Source organism: Oerskovia sp. NPDC056781 (genome assembly GCF_042789955.1).
GTDB lineage: Bacteria > Actinomycetota > Actinomycetes > Actinomycetales > Cellulomonadaceae > Oerskovia > Oerskovia rustica.
The window spans coordinates 19204-33896 of record NZ_JBHUAD010000014.1 but is presented as its reverse complement, the minus strand read 5'-3'; the positions used below and the strand labels follow the sequence as shown (position 1 = coordinate 33896).

The window sequence follows — 14693 nt, the reverse complement described above, 5'->3', positions numbered from 1 at the left end:
TCGACGGACCGGTTGTCGTCGAGGTCGGGCTGGTTGTCGCCTCGGCCGCGCCGGATGCGACAACCCGCCCGATCTCGTGGAACGGTGATCCGGCAGCCAACCGCTTCGACGACGCGCGGCCGGACCTCGGCCAGCCGCCGCGACTCCTTCTCAGTCGTCCTCGGTGGGCGTCAGTCGTCCTCGGACGCCGGGACCAGGCCTCCCAGGACCGCCGCGGCGGCGCCCAGGACGAGTCCCACGCGCAGGTGCGGGGCGCGCAGCCCGCGGGCGCGCATGCGCTCGCCCCAGCGGTACGCCCCCTTCTCCCCGACGACGGCGAACGCGGTCGTGGCCCCGAGGACGACGGCGGCCCCGACGGCGATCGCGACCTTTCCGCCCGGGGTGATCTCGACCGGCGTGAGGGAGTGCAGCGTGTCGTCCGGGACGTCGTCGGACGCCTGCTCCCAGAGAGCCGTCGGGCCTGCGGCGACCTCGGTGCCCTCGGTGTCCCGCAGGGCGTCGCGGACCTTGCGGACGCCGTCGATCGCCTGGCGGCCCTCGCCGGTCCGCAGGAGCACCGCGGCACCGGCGACCCCGCAGGCCGTCTTGAGGAGCGCCCGGGTCCGGCGCCGTTCGACGAGGTCGGGCACGGTGTACCAGGCAGCGGTCATGAGCCCGTAGGCCGCACCGGCACGCGCGTCGAACGTCCATGGGCGGGTGGTCTCGGTCTGCTGCACCGGCATCGCTTCGTCCCTGCTGTGCGTCGTGCGCACGCTCGTCCGTCCCGGAGGTCCACCGGCCTGCTTCGCCGGTGCCGTGCTCACGGGCTGTCGTGAATCACCAACGAGGCACCTGTCCGGTTCGTTCCACCACCCGCCCACCGAGGCGCGTCCCCTGGTGGTGCCCAGGCCCGTGACCACCCTCACGGTCGCGGGACGCACGTCCGTGCCCGGCACCGGCCGCACGTGTGGTCTCCTGGGTCGATGAGCGACTGGACGACGGAGACCACGACGGTGCACGGCAGCGTGCGGGAGGTCTCCGTGCTCGGCGCCGGCGGGGTCGGCGGCCTCGTCGGGGCGCTGCTCGCCCGTGCCGGTGACGCGGCGGTGACGTTCGTGGCGCGCGACGAGACGGCCGCCTCCCTGCGCGAGCACGGACTGCACGTCCGCAGCGGACAGCTCGGTGACGTCGAGGTCGCCGCCCGGGCGACGGCGCAGCTCACCGCACCGGTCGACGTGCTGCTCGTCGCGGTCAAGGCGACCGGACTGACGGAAGCCCTCGACCGTGTCGCCCCCGAGGCGCTCGCGGGCGCGGTCGTCGTGCCGCTGCTCAACGGCGTCGAGCACCTGGACGTGCTGCGCAGCCGGTACGGCTCCGAGCGGGTCGTCCCTGCGGTGATCCGGGTCGAGGCGACGCGCGTCGCGCCGGGAGAGATCGTGCACGGCAGTCCGTTCGTGGAGATCGACCTCGCCCCGGGCGACGCACCGGCGGACGCGGTCGAGGGCGTGCGCGACCTCCTCGCGCGCGCCGGGATCACGGTACGGGTGCGGCCCGACGAGGCCGCGCTCGTGTGGGCCAAGCTGTCGTTCCTGGCGCCGCTGGCCCTGCTCACGACACGGCACCGCGCGACGATCGGCGAGGTGCGCACGGCCCACCGGGACGAGCTCGAGGCCCTGGTCGCCGAGGTCGCGGCGGTCGCGACGGCGTCGGGCGCTCCGTCGGACCCCGCCGCGTCGCTGGCCCTGTACGACCGGTTCCCCGCCGGCGCCCGTTCCTCGATGGAGCGCGACGCCGAGGCGGGCCGACCGCTCGAGGTCGACGCGATCGGTGGCGCCGTCGTGCGTGCCGCCGACCACCACGGCGTCGCGGTGCCGCGCACGGCCCGGCTCGTCGCCGAGCTGTCCTGACACGCTCCCCGGACGGTGCGCGCAACACGCACCGCTACCAGTCGGCGGGCACGACCCAGTGTCGGGGTGCTCTCTCGTGCTCCAGGAGCCTGCGCTGGGCGCGGTGGCAGTGCTGCGCGCGCTGCTCGGCCGTCAGACCGTCGAGCCAGGCGACGTAGCGCCGCTCGAGGCGACGGAACCGCGCTCGACCGAGCGCGAACACGGTGATCGAGACCAGCCAGTGGGCTGCGAGCATGGCCGCGAGCAGCAGCGCGGCCACGGGCAGCGAGACGACCGGGTGGGCCTGCAGCCCGCACCACAGGACGACGATGACGGCGCCGAGCTGGCTCACGCTCGCGGCGAGCAGCCACCCGCTGGTCAGGGGCCCGTGCAGCCCGGCCCGGTGCCGGCACGGGACGAGGGTCGACTCGTGCGCGTCCAGGGGCGGGTAGATCTCTGGTACGTCGACGGCGCTCGCCGAGGACCTCGCCATGTCGCTCATCCGCCGGCGAAGGGTGGGAGGACGTCGATCGTCACCGGCCCGGCGACGGCGGCGGCCGCCGACTCGGGGCGCAGCGCGCGGCCGTCCTGGAGGTACGAGCAGACGACCTGCACGCGTCGCATCGGCTCGCCGTGCCGGCGCGCGCTGACGCGGAGCGCAGCGGCCGGGCTCTCGGTCTCGATCACCTCCTCGTCGAGGCCGTTCGCCGCGGCGCGGGCCGCAGCGTAGTAGCGCAGGGTGATGGCGGGCATCTCGTCACTCCTTGTCGTGCGGGGTCGGTGCGGTCTCGGGTGGGGGCTATCCCCCGATCGCGGACATGCCGCGCTCGGGCTGGCGGAAGCCGGCGCTGCCGATGGCGTGCCCGGCGGCCTTGGTGCGGACCGCGAGGCCGAGCGCTGCCGCGATCCGGTCGTCGTCGGCTCCTGCGCGCAGGAGCGTCCGCAGGTCGGTCTCCTCGCGTGCGAACAGGCAGCTGCGGAGCTGGCCGTCGGACGTGAGGCGGATCCGGTCGCACGCGCCGCAGAAGGGACGCGTCACGGAGGCCACGATCCCGACGACGGCGTCCGTGCCGTCGACCGTCCACCGCTCGGCGGGGGCCGCGCCGCGCGCCGGCACGGGGACCAGGTCGAACGATCCGCTGAGCGACACGAGCACCTCGTCGGCCGTGACCATGCCCTCGCGGGTCCACGTCCGGCCCGCGTCGAGCGGCATCTGCTCGATGAACCGCAGCTCGTAGCCGCGGCCGAGCGCGAACCGCAGCAGGTCGACCGTCTCGTCGTCGTTGACGCCCCGGACGAGGACGGCGTTGAGCTTGGTCCCGGTGAAGCCCGCCCGGTCGGCGGCCGCGAGCCCGTCGAGCGCCCGGTCCAGGCGGTCGCGCCGCGTCAGCTGCACGTACCTGTCGCGCCGCAGTGTGTCGAGCGACATGTTGAGCCGGCTCAGCCCCGCGTCGCGCAGCGGGCCCGCGAGCGCCGGCAGCCGCAGTCCGTTGGTGGTCATCGACACCTCGGGAGCGCCGGGGAGCGCGGCCAGGCCCGCCACGATCTCGACGATGTCGGGGCGCAGGAGCGGTTCGCCGCCCGTGAGGCGGATCTCCTCGATACCGTGCCGGACCGCGACGGCCGCGACGCGGGTCATCTCGGCGACCGTGAGCAGCTCGTCGGAGGGCAGCCACGGCATTCCGTCGGCCGGCATGCAGTAGGTGCACCGCAGGGAGCAGCGGTCGGTCAGGGAGATCCGCAGGTCGCGGTGGCGCCGTCCGAACCGGTCGACGAGGCCGGTGGTGCCCCCGCGGTCCGTGGCCGACGGCGTCGCCCGCTCGGGCAACGGCCCCCCCGACGGCGTCGCGCGGCCCGGGTCCGTGCGCCCGGACGCGACGTGCTCGGCGGATGCGGCGCCGTCGGGCAGGAGGTTCCCGACAGGGCGCTCGACCGTGGGTGCGATCCTCACAGCGCCCCGACCCACTCGTGCGTGCCGTCGGCGAAGACCTGACGCTTCCACACGGGCAGGGAGGCCTTGACCTCCTCGACCAGGTCGCCGCACGCCGCGAAGGCCTGGGCGCGGTGGGCCGAGGACACGGCTGCGACGAGCGCGACGTCGCCGATCACCAGGTCGCCCACGCGGTGGGACACCGCGACCCGGACCGCGCCCGAGCGGGCCGCGACCCGCGCCGCGATCTCGCCGATGATCCGGTCCGCGTCGGGGTGCGCCTCGTACGTGAGCGCGGCCACGGGCCGGCCGCCGTCGTGGTCGCGCACGACGCCCGCGAAGGTCACGACGGCCCCTGCGTGCGCGGAGGCCACCGCGCGCTCGTGCGCGGCCACGTCGAGGACGGACTCCCCCACGCCGGCGTGGACGACGCGGGCGACCGGGACGGCATCGGCTCGGTCCGCGCTCACGCGCGCACCTTGCCCCGTCCGGCCGTCGCCGAGCGCTGCCGGTAGACCACGTACGGCCGGGCCAGGTACGCGACAGGTACCGACCAGACGTGCACGAGCCGCGTGAAGGGCCAGATCGCGAGGAGGAGGCAGGCGAGCACCGCGTGCCAGCCGTAGACCGCGGGCGCCGAGGAGATGAGCGACGGGTCGGGCTGCAGGACGAAGAGCTGGCGGAACCACACGGACACCGTGCCCCGGTACTCGTAGCCCGAGCCGAACACGTTGATCGCGACGGTCTGCCACATGCCGACCCCGATCTCGACCGTGAGCAGGAGGTACAGGACCCGGTCCATGGGGGTCGTGACGACGCGGATGCGGTCGGAGACGTAGAAGCGGCGCAGCAGCAGGATCACGAGGCCCGCGCACAGCAGCACGCCCGCGACCGTCCCGGCCGCGACCGCGACCACGTGGTACGTGTGGTCGGAGATCCCGAGGGCCTGGGTCCAGGACGTCGGGATCAGGAGCCCTGCGGCGTGGCCGAGGATCGCGAACAGCGCCCCGAAGTGGAACAGGGGCGAGCCCCACGCGAGCCAGCGCTTCTCGAGCACCTGGCTCGTGCGGGTCGTCCAGCCGAACTGGTCGTTGCGGTACCTCCACACGTGCCCGACGACGAAGATCGCGAGGCAGACGTACGGCAGCACCACGAAGAGGAGTGTGTCCCACATGAGTCAGCGTCCTTCCGGGGCGCAGGTGAATTCCGGGGGGCCGAAGGGCGCGCCGGGCGTGTCGGTCCAGCTCGCTCCCCCGTAGGGCATCGACGCGATCTCGAGCCCCGCGTCGTCGGTGGGCGGGCCGGTGAGCGCGAGCTGGTCGACCTCGCCGCGCTGGCGCTCGGACACGGGCCCCAGGAGGTCGCTCACGGCCTCGAGGATCTCGCGGTAGTGCGAGCCGCGGTCCGCGAGCGACCGGCGGATGAGCTCGATCCCGCCGCGGTGGGTCCGTAGCGGCGCCTCCCCCGCCCCGGTCCCGGCGCGCGAGGCGAACTCGAGGACCATGGGCAGGTAGTCGGGCAGCTCGGCGTCGTCGGGCGCGAACCCGCACGCGCGGTAGCGCTGCTTGAGCGCGAGGAGCGCCATGCCGCGCTGGCGCGTGTCCCCGTGCAGGTAGTAGCTGAGGAACAGCGACGACTTGCGGCGCAGGTCGAACGTCTCGACGTAGTGGGCCCGCGCGGCGCGCGGGGCGAGCCGGGAGTGCTGGTCCCAGAACGCGCGCAGGTGGGCGGCCGGGGGCGACTCGGGCAGGGCCGCGACGGCCATGGCGAGCTCGTTCGCGTCGGCGTACCAGGCGTCGTCGGGGTAGGCCAGCAGGAGGCTGGCGAGCGCGAGGACGTCTGCCCGGGCGGGGACCTCGACGAGGTCCTTGCGCCGCGAGCGTCGCAGGAGCGGGATGATCGCCCTCCTGCCCGACGGCGGAGCCTGCGTCGTCATGACGGCCTCCGGACCTGCAGGGGCACCGAGACGGGCCCGCCGCGCGTGGAGGCCGCGCTCATGCCGGGCCCGCCCGGGTTGTCGAGCGAGCAGCCCGACGCCCACGACGCCATCTCGGCCGCGTCCTCCTTGTGCGCCGCGGGGATGACGTACCGGTCCTCCATCTTGGCGACGGCCAGGAGCCGGTAGAGCTCCTCGACGTCCTCGGCCGAGTACCCGACCTGGGCGAGCAGCGCCTCGTCGACCTCCCCGTCCAGCGTGCGGCGCCGCATGTGGCTGCGCATCGCGGCGAGCTTCATGAGGACGCCCGCGACGACGTCGACGTCCCCGGCCGAGAAGAGGCTCGCGAGGTACTCGAGCGGGATGCGCAACGACGCGATGGTGTGGAACACGTCGTCGGCGTCGGCGTCGTCCTTGCCGAGCTCGGTCGTGACGTCCAGGACGGGCGAGAGCGGCGGCACGTACCAGACCATGGGCATGGTCCGGTACTCGGGGTGCAGCGGCAGCGCGACCTGGAACTTCTGGATGAGCTGCCAGATCGGCGAGCGCTGGGCCGCCCCGATCCAGTCCTCGGCGATGCCCGCAGCCCTCGCCGCCGCGATCACCTCGGGGTCCGTGGGGTCGAGGAAGACCGAGCGCTGGGCGTCGAGCAGGTCCTTCGGGTCCTCGACGGACGCGGCGGCCTCGACGGCGTCCGCGTCGTAGAGCACGAGGCCGATGTAGCGCAGGCGGCCCACGCACGTCTCGGCGCACACGGTCGGCTGCCCCGCCTCGATGCGCGGGAAGCAGAACGTGCACTTCTCGGCCTTGCCCGTCTGGTGGTTGACGTAGACCTTCTTGTAGGGGCACGCCGAGACGCACATGCGCCACCCGCGGCACGCGTCCTGGTCGACGAGCACGATCCCGTCCTCGACGCGCTTGTACATGGCCGACGACGGGCAGGCCGAGACGCACGCCGGGTTGAGACAGTGCTCGCAGATCCGGGGCAGGTGGAACATGAACGTCTGCTCGAACGAGAGCTGGACCTTGTCGACCATCGACGCGAGGTTGGGGTCCTTCGACGCGATCTGCGGCGAGCCGCCCAGGTCGTCGTCCCAGTTGGGACCCCACGTGATCTTCATGTCCTTGCCCGTGATCGCGCTCTTGGGGCGCGCGACCGGGATCTGCGGCGAGTTCGCCGGCGCGGAGATCAGCTGGTCGAAGTCGTACGTCGCGGGCTCGTAGTAGTCGTCGAGGCCCGGCAGGTCCGGGTTGGCGAAGATCGACGCGAGGCGGCGCAGCCGCCCGCCCGAGCGGAGCCGGAGCCGTCCCTTGCGGTCGAGCTCCCACCCGCCGTGCCAGCGGTCCTGGTCCTCGTACCCGCGCGGGTACCCCGTACCGGGTTTGGTCTCCACGTTGTTGAACCACACGTACTCGACGCCGTCGCGGTTCGTCCACGTCTGCTTGCACGTCACCGAGCACGTGTGGCACCCGATGCACTTGTCGAGGTTCATGACCATCGCCACCTGCGACATGACCCGCATCTCAGTACTCCACTTCCTGGTTGCGCCGACGGATGACCGTGTACTCGTCGCGCTGGTTGCCGGTCGGCCCGTAGTAGTTGAAGGCGTAGGTGAGCTGGCCGTACCCGCCCAGGAGATGCGTGGGCTTCATCATGATCATCGTCAGCGCGTTGTGGATGCCCCCTCGCTTGCCCGACGCCTCCGCCTTGGGCACGTCGATGTTGCGGTCCTTCGAGTGGTACATGTAGACCGTGCCCGTGGGCATGCGGTGCGAGACCACGGCCCGGGCCACGACCACGCCGTTGCGGTTGACCGCCTCGATCCAGTCGTTGTCCGCGATGCCCGCGGTGCGGGCGTCCTCCTCCGAGATCCAGATCGTGGGGCCCCCGCGCGAGAGCGCGAGCATGTACGGGTTGTCCTGGAACTGCGAGTGCATCGACCACTTGGAGTGCGGCGTCAGGTAGCGCACCGTGACCTCGGTCGAGCCGGGCTCGCTGAAGCCCTGGTGGCCGAAGTGGCGCGCCATGTCGAGCGGCGGCCGGTAGACGGGTAGCTGCTCGCCGAGCTCGGTCATCCAGTCGTGGTCGACGAAGAAGTGCTGGCGCCCCGTGAGCGTGTGCCACGGCTTGAGCCGCTCGACGTTGACCACGAACGGCGAGTAGCGCCGCCCGCCCTGCTCCGAGCCGGACCACTCGTAGCTCGTGAAGACGTTCTGCGGCCCCGTCAGGGTCTGGGCGAACGTGACCTGGCGGTCGTGGTTCTCCTCCGCGAGGTCCGCGAGCGGCTTGCCGACGCGCTTCTCGAGGGCCTTGAAGCCCGCGACCGAGACCGCGCCGTTGGTCGTGCCCGACAGCGCGAGGATCGCCTCGCACATGTGAGCCGCGGTCTCGAGCGACGGGCGGCCCTTCGCGACGCCGTCCTTGCGCACGCCGTTGGCCTTCGCGAGGAACTCGACGGCCTGCTCGGGGACGACCGTGACGCCCTTGGTCGTGGTGCCGACCTTCGAGATCAGCGGCCCGACGGCGCGCATCTTCTCGGCGATCTGCGTGTAGTCGCGCTCGATGACCACGAGACGCGGCATGGTCACACCCGGGACGGGCTCGCACTCGCCCTTGCGCCAGTCGAGGACGACGCCGCCCGGCTGGGCCATCTCGTCCGGGGTGTCGTGCGTGAGCGGCGCCGCGATGACGTCGGTGCGGGTGCCCAGGTGGATCTTGGCGAGCTCGGAGACCTTGTCCGCGAGGCCCAGGAACGCGTCGTAGTCGGTCCTGGCCTGCCACGGCGGAGCGATCGCCGCGTTGAGCGCGTGCACGAACGGGTGCATGTCCGTGGTCGAGATGTCCTGCTTCTCGTACCAGGTCGCCGCGGGCAGGACCACGTCGGCGAACAGCGACGTCGAGGTCATGCGGAAGTCGATGTTGGTCAGCAGGTCGAGCTTGCCCTCGGGGGCCTCGTCGCACCAGACGACCTCCTCGGGCCGCCGTTCGGGCGGGGTCTCGTGCGCGCGCAGCGACGAGTCCGCACCCAGCAGGTGCTTGATGAAGTACTCGTTGCCCTTGGCCGAGTTGCCGATGAGGTTCGCGCGCCAGACCGTCAGGACGCGCGGGAAGTTCTGCGGGTCGTCGGGGTCCTCGACGGCGAACCTGAGGTTCCCGCTGCGCAGCTCGGACACGACGTGGTCGGCGACCGGCACACCTGCGGCCGCGGCCTCGTCGCACAGGTCGAGCGGGTTGCGGTCGAACCCGGGGTGCGAGGGCGTCCAGCCCATGCGGGCCGCCTGGGTCAGGCAGTCCATCATGCTGCGGTCCTTGAGGGTGCCCGGACCGGTCGGTGACGCGAGCTCGTCGGCGCCGAAGCCCTCGTAGCGCCACTGGTCCGTCGCGGTGTACCAGAACGCGGTGCCGGCCATGTGGCGCGTGGGGCGCTGCCAGTCGAGCGCGAAGCCCATGTGCTGCTGCCCCGTCACGGGGCGGGCCTTCTCCTGCCCGACGTAGTGCGCCCAGCCGCCGCCGTTGACGCCCTGGCACCCCGTGAGCGTCAGGAGCGCGATGAACGTCCGGTAGATGGTGTCGGCGTGGTACCAGTGGTTGGTCCCCGCGCCCATGATGATCATCGACCTGCCCTTGCTGACCTCGGCGTTGCGCGTGAACTCGCGCGCGATCCGGGTGCACTGCTCGGCCGGGACCCCGGTCAGGGACTCCTGCCAGGCCGGCGTCCCGGGCGACGTCGGGTCGTCGTAGCCCGTGGGCCACGACCCGGGCAGCCCGTCCCGTCCCACGCCGTACTGCGCCATGAGCAGGTCGAACACGGTCGTCACGAGGCGGTCGCCCACGCGGATCGCCGGGACGCCGCGCAGGACCGAGGACCCGCCCTCGGTCTCCCCCACGTCGAAGCGCGGCAGCTCGACGACGACTCCCTGCGCCTCGGCTCCCGCGTGCGTCAGGCCCAGCAGGCTCAGCGCCGGGTCGTGGTCCTCGAGGTCGAGGTTCCAGCGCCCCACGCCGTCCTCGGTCCAGCGGTCGGCCAGCGTGCCGTTCGGCACCGTGAGCGCGTCGGCCGCCGTGTCGAGGAAGACCGGGCGGAACTCGGGGCGCTGCCCTGTCGCCCCCGCGACGGGCAGCCCGTCCAGGTCGGCCGCCGTGAGGAACTTGGCGGGCCGGAAGACCGGGGCGGGCGAGCCGTCGGGCCCCTCGACCTGGCTCGCGTCCTGCGCGGCCTCGGCCGCGCCCTGCGACGTAGGGGCCTCGTCGAGCGTGACGAGGAACGGCGCGTCCGTGTACGTGCGCGAGTACGCCTCGAAGTACGGGACCTGGCGGTCACGGTAGAACTCGGTGAGCAGCACGTGGCCCATGGCCTGCGCGAGCGCGCCGTCGGTGCCCGGGGCGGGCGCGAGCCAGTCGTCCGCGAACTTCACGTTGTCCGCGTAGTCGGGGCTGACCGCGACGACCTTGGTCCCCTTGTAGCGGGCCTCCGCCAGGAAGTGCGCGTCGGGCGTGCGCGTCACGGGGACGTTCGAGCCCCACATCATGATGTAGCTCGAGTTCCACCAGTCGCCCGACTCGGGGACGTCGGTCTGGTCGCCCCAGATCTGCGGGCTCGCGGGCGGCAGGTCCGCGTACCAGTCGTAGAAGCTCAGCAGGGTTCCGCCGATCATCGACAGGAAGCGCGTCCCGACGCCGAAGCTCGCCATCGACATCGCCGGGATCGGGGTGAACCCGACGCAGCGGTCCGGCCCGTACGCCTTGATCGTGTAGACGTGGGCCGCGGCCATGATCTCGGTCGCGAGCTCCCAGTCCGCACGGACCAGGCCGCCCTTGCCGCGGGCGCGCTTGTAGAGCGTCGCCTTGAGCGGGCTCTCGACGACCTCGGCCCACGCGAGCACGGGGTCGCCCAGGCGGCAGCGCGCGTCGAGGTACATGTCGAGCAGGACGCCGCGCACATAGGGATACCGCACGCGCGACGGCGAGTACGTGTACCAGGAGAACGAGGCCCCGCGCGGGCAGCCGCGCGGCTCGTACTCGGGGCTGTCGAGCCCTGTCGTCGGGTAGTCCGTGCCCTGGTGCTCCCAGGTGATGAGGCCGTCCTTGACGTACACGTCCCACGCGCACGAGCCCGTGCAGTTCACGCCGTGCGTCGAGCGCACGACCTTGTCGTGCGCCCACCGGTCACGGTAGAACCGGTCCCACTCCGAGGGGTCCGTCTCGATCATGGCGTGCGCCGAGTCGAACACCTCGGTCTGCGGGAAGTGGCTGCGCGTCCTGAGCAGCTTCTTCATCAGGGGCGACATCGTCGCCGGGTCGTCGATGGTCATGGCGAGTGCTCCTCGGGAACGGCGTGGGGGGCGTTCGTGCGATGGTTGTCATGGTGAGGACGTCGGCCGGGGGCAGCCGGACGCCTCGACGTCAGTGGTCCACGAGCGGGAAGAAGTGGGGCGAGCAGGTGCCCAGGCAGCAGGTCTACGGAGGTTTCGACGGCACGACGGGTCGCAGCGACCACGGCGGCAGGCGCACGCACGTCATCCAGCTGCTGCGCGACTCCAAGGCGCCGGTGTCCGTCCAGGACATCGCCGACGAGGTCGGCATCCACCCGAACACCGCGCGGTTCCACCTGGAGTCGCTCGTCGACGCCGGGCTCGCCGAGCGCACCCAGCAGACCCGGACGACGCCCGGCCGGCCCAAGGTGCTCTACCGCGGCACCCTGCCCAACCAGACGCACGAGCGAGCCCAGGCCTACCGGCTGCTGGCCGAGGCGCTCACGACCGCTGTCGCCGCCAACGTGCCCGAGGCCGCGACCCTCACCTACACCGTGGGCCGCACATGGGGGCAGAAGCTCGCCGACTGCCCCGCCCCGGGCGAGGTGCTCACCGAGGACGAGGTCTCGACCCTGCTCGTGTCCAAGCTCGACGCGCTGTGGTTCGCGCCGACCCCGCGCGGCGAGCCGTCCGCGCAGGTCTCCGCGCCCGGCAAGGGCATGGACGCGCTCGTGCTCAACAACTGCCCGTTCGTGGCGACCGCCCGCAGCACGCCGCAGGTCGTGTGCTCCCTGCACGCGGGCTTCATCAACGGCACCCTGGCCGAGCTCGGCTCGGACCTGCGCGCCACGGCCCTGGTGCCGAACTTCGGCCAGCACCACTGCGTCGCGCGGCTCGAGACCGTCGACCGGGGACGCCACGACGAGGCCGCGCCGATCCCGATCGTCGTGTCCGGGGTGCCGGGGGCCGGGGGCCCTGGTGCCCCCGGACCGCTGGCCGCGGGCCGGACCGCCGGCCCCACGCGCGACGCCTGCTGAGCGTCGGGGGCCTGCCTCGGGTGCTGCGGGCGGTCGCACGGTCAGCTCTTGGCCTCGGCGCCGGGCCGTGCGTAGAAGTGCCAGGCGATGCCCGCGCACAGCAGCGCGTAGGCGATGATCCCGCCGAACACCGCGGTCCTCGGCAGGTAGTTGAACAGCATCGAGAACAGGAACGGCCCGAACGCCGCGATCGCGGCGGTCCAGCCGATCACGCCACCCGCCTGACGGGCCGGGAAGATCATGGGCATCTGCTTGAACGTCGCGGCGTTGCCGATCCCGCAGAAGAAGAAGATCAGGACCATCCCGGTCATGAAGATCGGGAGGCTCGGCGTCTCGCCGTCCGCGACCGTGACCTGGCCGAACAGGACGAGCCCGGCCGAGGCCGCGACGCCGATCCCGGACACCACGGTCCAGACGCCGCCGCCGAAGCGGTCGCACAGCGGCCCCCAGCACATGCGGGCGAGCGAGCCCACGAGCGCACCGAGGAAGACCCACGTCAGGTACTCGGGCCCGAACTGCTGCTTGAGCAGCATGCCGAACGTGCCCGCGAGGCCGGAGAAGATCCCGAACGTCAGGACGTACTCCATGGTCATGAGCCACGTGTGCTTGTTCTGGAAGATGTCGAACTGCTGCTTGAGGTTGGCCTTGACGGGCACCGACTTGAGCAGGGTCCACGCGAGCACGACGCCGACCACGGCGAACGGGATGAAGATCAGGCCCGGGTTCTGCAGCCACACCTGCCGGGGCTCGGCGTTCTGCGGGTGCGCGAGCTGACCGGCGAGGCCGAACATCCCGAACCCGATGGCCCACGGCACGACGAACTGGACGACCGAGACGCCGAAGTTCCCGATGCCGGCCTGCAGGCCCAGGGCCGTGCCCTGCTTGCTCTTGGGGAAGAAGTACGACGTCGAGGGCATGTAGCCCGAGAAGACGCCGCCGCCGAGGCCCGCGGCGAGCGCGAGCGCGACGAGCAGCGCGTACGACGGCTGCGTCGGGAGCATCACGACCCAGGTCCACCCGACGAACGGGATGATCATGAGGAGCGCGGACAGCGTGAGCATCTTCCGGGTCCCGAGCATGGGCGGCAGCATCATCCAGACGATGCGCAGGAGCCCGCCCGTCAGGCCGGGCATCGCGAGCAGCCAGTACGACTGGCTCTCGCTCAGGTACCACCCGGTGACCGTGCCGAGCGTGGGGATGAGAGCCCCGGGCAGGTACCAGATGATGAACGCGAGCATGAGGTTGAACGTCGTGACCCACAGGGTGCTCCACGCGACCTTCGAGTCCCAGCGCTGGGGATCGTTGGGGTCCCAGTCGAGGAGGTCGCGGCGCGCGTCGGTGCTCACCTGGTGTGCTGGTCTGGGGGCTACGTCGGCTGTGACCACCGGGTGTCTCCGTCCGAGAAGTGGGGCTGGGGGCACCCACAACATATGGACGAGCTCACTCGTGCGTACCGGGACCTAGGTCCCGTCGCAGCGTCCTTGGTCCCGAACCGGGACACGGGCCGATAGGGGCCGCTGACCTGCTGCTTTGCAGGCTCGGGGCGTTGTTGCGGATCAACTCGGGCGGACCGTGGCCCGCGAGACCCGTGGTGCCCGACGGCGGGCTGCGGCGCGTGCGCGGGCGGCGGCAGGTGCGGGTCGTTTCGCCCGAAGAACGGGGCGCCGGTCTGATGCGGAGCGTCGCCGCTCCAACTTTGTGCTTTCCGTCACAAAGTCCGGCGTTCGAGGGTCGAGAGGCAGCTGGTCGTTCAGCCGGCCGACCGCTTCGCGCTGGTGACGGCTACGCCCGCGTCGCCCAGAACACCACGGCAGCGCTCGCCGCGACGTTGAGCGAGTCCACTCCCCCGGCCATCGGGATCTTCACGACGTGGTCGACGGCCGCGAGCGTCGAGCGGTGCAGCCCGTGCCCCTCGGTCCCGAACACGAACGCCGACTTCTCGTCCCGGCGCGCGACGTACTCGTCGAGGGTCAGCGAGTCGTCCGAGAGCGCGAGCGCCGCGACGGTGAAGCCGTGCTCGCGCAGCTCCTCGACACCGCCGGGCCACGACTCGAGCCGCGTCCACGGCACCTGGAACACCGTCCCCATCGAGACCCGGACGCTGCGCCGGTACAGCGGGTCCGAGCACCGCGGCGACACGAGCACCGCGTCCACCCCGAGGCCGGCCGCCCCGCGGAAGATCGCGCCGACGTTCGTGTGGTCGACGATGTCCTCCAGCACCGCCACGCGCCGCGCGCCCTGCCCGTCGCGGGCGGTGGTCAGCAGCTCGTGCACGCTCGGCAGGACGGGCCGGTGCATCGCGGACAGCGCGCCACGGTGGAGGTTGAACCCGGTGATCGACTCCAGCACGGCCGGTTCGGCGACGTACACGGGCACGGGCTCGCCCGTCCCACCGGGCCCGTCGTCCAGCCCGACGGCGGAGATCGCCTCCTCGAGCCCGGGGAGCCACTTCTCCGCCATGAGGAAGGAGCGCGGCCGGTGCCCTGCTGCGAGCGCCCGGTGGATCACCGTGGTGCTCTCCGCGATGTACATGCCCTTCTCCGGCTCGTTCTTCGAGCGGAGCTCGACGTCCGTGAGGTTCGTGTAGTCGGCGAGGCGCGGGTCGGCGGGGTCGGTCACGTGGATGATCTGCACGCTCAGATTCTCCCGCACCCACCCCCCGGTGCCGAGCA

Annotated in this window: 13 protein-coding genes; 2 read left to right on the top strand and 11 right to left on the bottom strand. The window is 72.2% G+C overall.

Features of this window, described 5'->3' with window-relative positions:
- Positions 1 to 170: 170 nt before the first annotated feature.
- The gene (locus ACFRCR_RS02595; protein WP_377675325.1) at positions 171 to 722 is read right to left on the bottom strand and encodes a hypothetical protein; all 552 of its coding nucleotides are present in this window, start codon (positions 720 to 722) and stop codon (positions 171 to 173) included.
- Between the two features lie 240 nt (positions 723 to 962).
- Here ACFRCR_RS02595 and ACFRCR_RS02590 point away from each other — a divergent pair, with 240 nt between their 5' ends.
- Positions 963 to 1886 (top strand): ketopantoate reductase family protein, encoded by a 924-nt coding sequence (locus ACFRCR_RS02590; protein ID WP_377675322.1) that lies wholly within the window; start codon positions 963 to 965, stop codon positions 1884 to 1886.
- A 34-nt stretch (positions 1887 to 1920) separates the two neighbouring features.
- Here the strand turns inward: ACFRCR_RS02590 and ACFRCR_RS02585 are convergent, their stop codons facing one another.
- The 8 genes from ACFRCR_RS02585 to ACFRCR_RS02550 all read right to left on the bottom strand — a co-directional run bounded on the left by ACFRCR_RS02585 (position 1921) and on the right by ACFRCR_RS02550 (position 11044).
- The gene (locus ACFRCR_RS02585; protein WP_377675320.1) at positions 1921 to 2367 is read right to left on the bottom strand and encodes a hypothetical protein; all 447 of its coding nucleotides are present in this window, start codon (positions 2365 to 2367) and stop codon (positions 1921 to 1923) included.
- Positions 2364 to 2618: a MoaD/ThiS family protein gene (locus tag ACFRCR_RS02580; protein ID WP_377675317.1), complete on the bottom strand. Its 255-nt coding sequence runs from the start codon at positions 2616 to 2618 to the stop codon at positions 2364 to 2366. Before ACFRCR_RS02580 ends, ACFRCR_RS02585 begins: the two co-directional genes overlap by 4 nt.
- A 46-nt stretch (positions 2619 to 2664) precedes the next feature.
- On the bottom strand, positions 2665 to 3693 hold the full coding sequence (gene moaA, locus ACFRCR_RS02575; protein ID WP_377675331.1) for a GTP 3',8-cyclase MoaA: 1029 nt from the start codon (positions 3691 to 3693) through the stop codon (positions 2665 to 2667).
- A gap of 119 nt (positions 3694 to 3812) precedes the next feature.
- Positions 3813 to 4265: a molybdenum cofactor biosynthesis protein MoaE gene (locus ACFRCR_RS02570; RefSeq protein WP_377675315.1), complete on the bottom strand. Its 453-nt coding sequence runs from the start codon at positions 4263 to 4265 to the stop codon at positions 3813 to 3815.
- Positions 4262 to 4969, bottom strand: a complete 708-nt coding sequence (gene narI, locus ACFRCR_RS02565) for a respiratory nitrate reductase subunit gamma (protein ID WP_377675312.1) — start codon at positions 4967 to 4969, stop codon at positions 4262 to 4264. Before narI ends, ACFRCR_RS02570 begins: the two co-directional genes overlap by 4 nt.
- Positions 4970 to 4972: 3 nt before the next feature.
- A complete protein-coding gene (gene narJ, locus ACFRCR_RS02560; protein ID WP_377675309.1) occupies positions 4973 to 5731 on the bottom strand; it encodes a nitrate reductase molybdenum cofactor assembly chaperone in 759 nt (252 codons plus the stop codon).
- Complete coding sequence (narH, locus tag ACFRCR_RS02555; RefSeq protein ID WP_377675306.1) at positions 5728 to 7254, bottom strand: nitrate reductase subunit beta; 1527 nt, start codon at positions 7252 to 7254, stop codon at positions 5728 to 5730. Before narH ends, narJ begins: the two co-directional genes overlap by 4 nt.
- A gap of 1 nt (position 7255) precedes the next feature.
- Entirely contained in the window at positions 7256 to 11044 is a 3789-nt protein-coding gene (locus tag ACFRCR_RS02550; protein ID WP_377675304.1) for a nitrate reductase subunit alpha, read from the bottom strand.
- Between the two features lie 50 nt (positions 11045 to 11094).
- Between ACFRCR_RS02550 and ACFRCR_RS02545 the strand changes: the two genes are divergently transcribed.
- Positions 11095 to 12021 (top strand): helix-turn-helix transcriptional regulator, encoded by a 927-nt coding sequence (locus ACFRCR_RS02545; protein ID WP_377675301.1) that lies wholly within the window; start codon positions 11095 to 11097, stop codon positions 12019 to 12021.
- A gap of 41 nt (positions 12022 to 12062) precedes the next feature.
- On the opposite strand, the gene ACFRCR_RS02540 is transcribed toward ACFRCR_RS02545, so the two are convergent.
- Both ACFRCR_RS02540 and ACFRCR_RS02535 read right to left on the bottom strand, forming a co-directional pair.
- On the bottom strand, positions 12063 to 13367 hold the full coding sequence (locus ACFRCR_RS02540; RefSeq protein ID WP_377675298.1) for an MFS transporter: 1305 nt from the start codon (positions 13365 to 13367) through the stop codon (positions 12063 to 12065).
- Positions 13368 to 13803: 436 nt separating this feature from the next.
- A complete protein-coding gene (locus tag ACFRCR_RS02535; RefSeq protein ID WP_377675328.1) occupies positions 13804 to 14661 on the bottom strand; it encodes a TrmH family RNA methyltransferase in 858 nt (285 codons plus the stop codon).
- Positions 14662 to 14693: the final 32 nt, after the last annotated feature.

Excerpts from the sequence above, each read along its gene's own strand:
- ACFRCR_RS02595 (WP_377675325.1), bottom strand. The coding sequence starts at position 722 with ATGCCGGTGCAGCAGACCGAGACCACCCGCCCATGGACGTTCGACGCG.
- ACFRCR_RS02590 (WP_377675322.1), top strand. The coding sequence starts at position 963 with ATGAGCGACTGGACGACGGAGACCACGACGGTGCACGGCAGCGTGCGG.
- ACFRCR_RS02585 (WP_377675320.1), bottom strand. The coding sequence starts at position 2,367 with ATGAGCGACATGGCGAGGTCCTCGGCGAGCGCCGTCGACGTACCAGAG.
- ACFRCR_RS02580 (WP_377675317.1), bottom strand. The coding sequence starts at position 2,618 with ATGCCCGCCATCACCCTGCGCTACTACGCTGCGGCCCGCGCCGCGGCG.
- narI (WP_377675312.1), bottom strand. The coding sequence starts at position 4,969 with ATGTGGGACACACTCCTCTTCGTGGTGCTGCCGTACGTCTGCCTCGCG.
- narJ (WP_377675309.1), bottom strand. The coding sequence starts at position 5,731 with ATGACGACGCAGGCTCCGCCGTCGGGCAGGAGGGCGATCATCCCGCTC.
- narH (WP_377675306.1), bottom strand. The coding sequence starts at position 7,254 with ATGCGGGTCATGTCGCAGGTGGCGATGGTCATGAACCTCGACAAGTGC.
- ACFRCR_RS02550 (WP_377675304.1), bottom strand. The coding sequence starts at position 11,044 with ATGACCATCGACGACCCGGCGACGATGTCGCCCCTGATGAAGAAGCTG.
- ACFRCR_RS02545 (WP_377675301.1), top strand. The coding sequence starts at position 11,095 with ATGGTGAGGACGTCGGCCGGGGGCAGCCGGACGCCTCGACGTCAGTGG.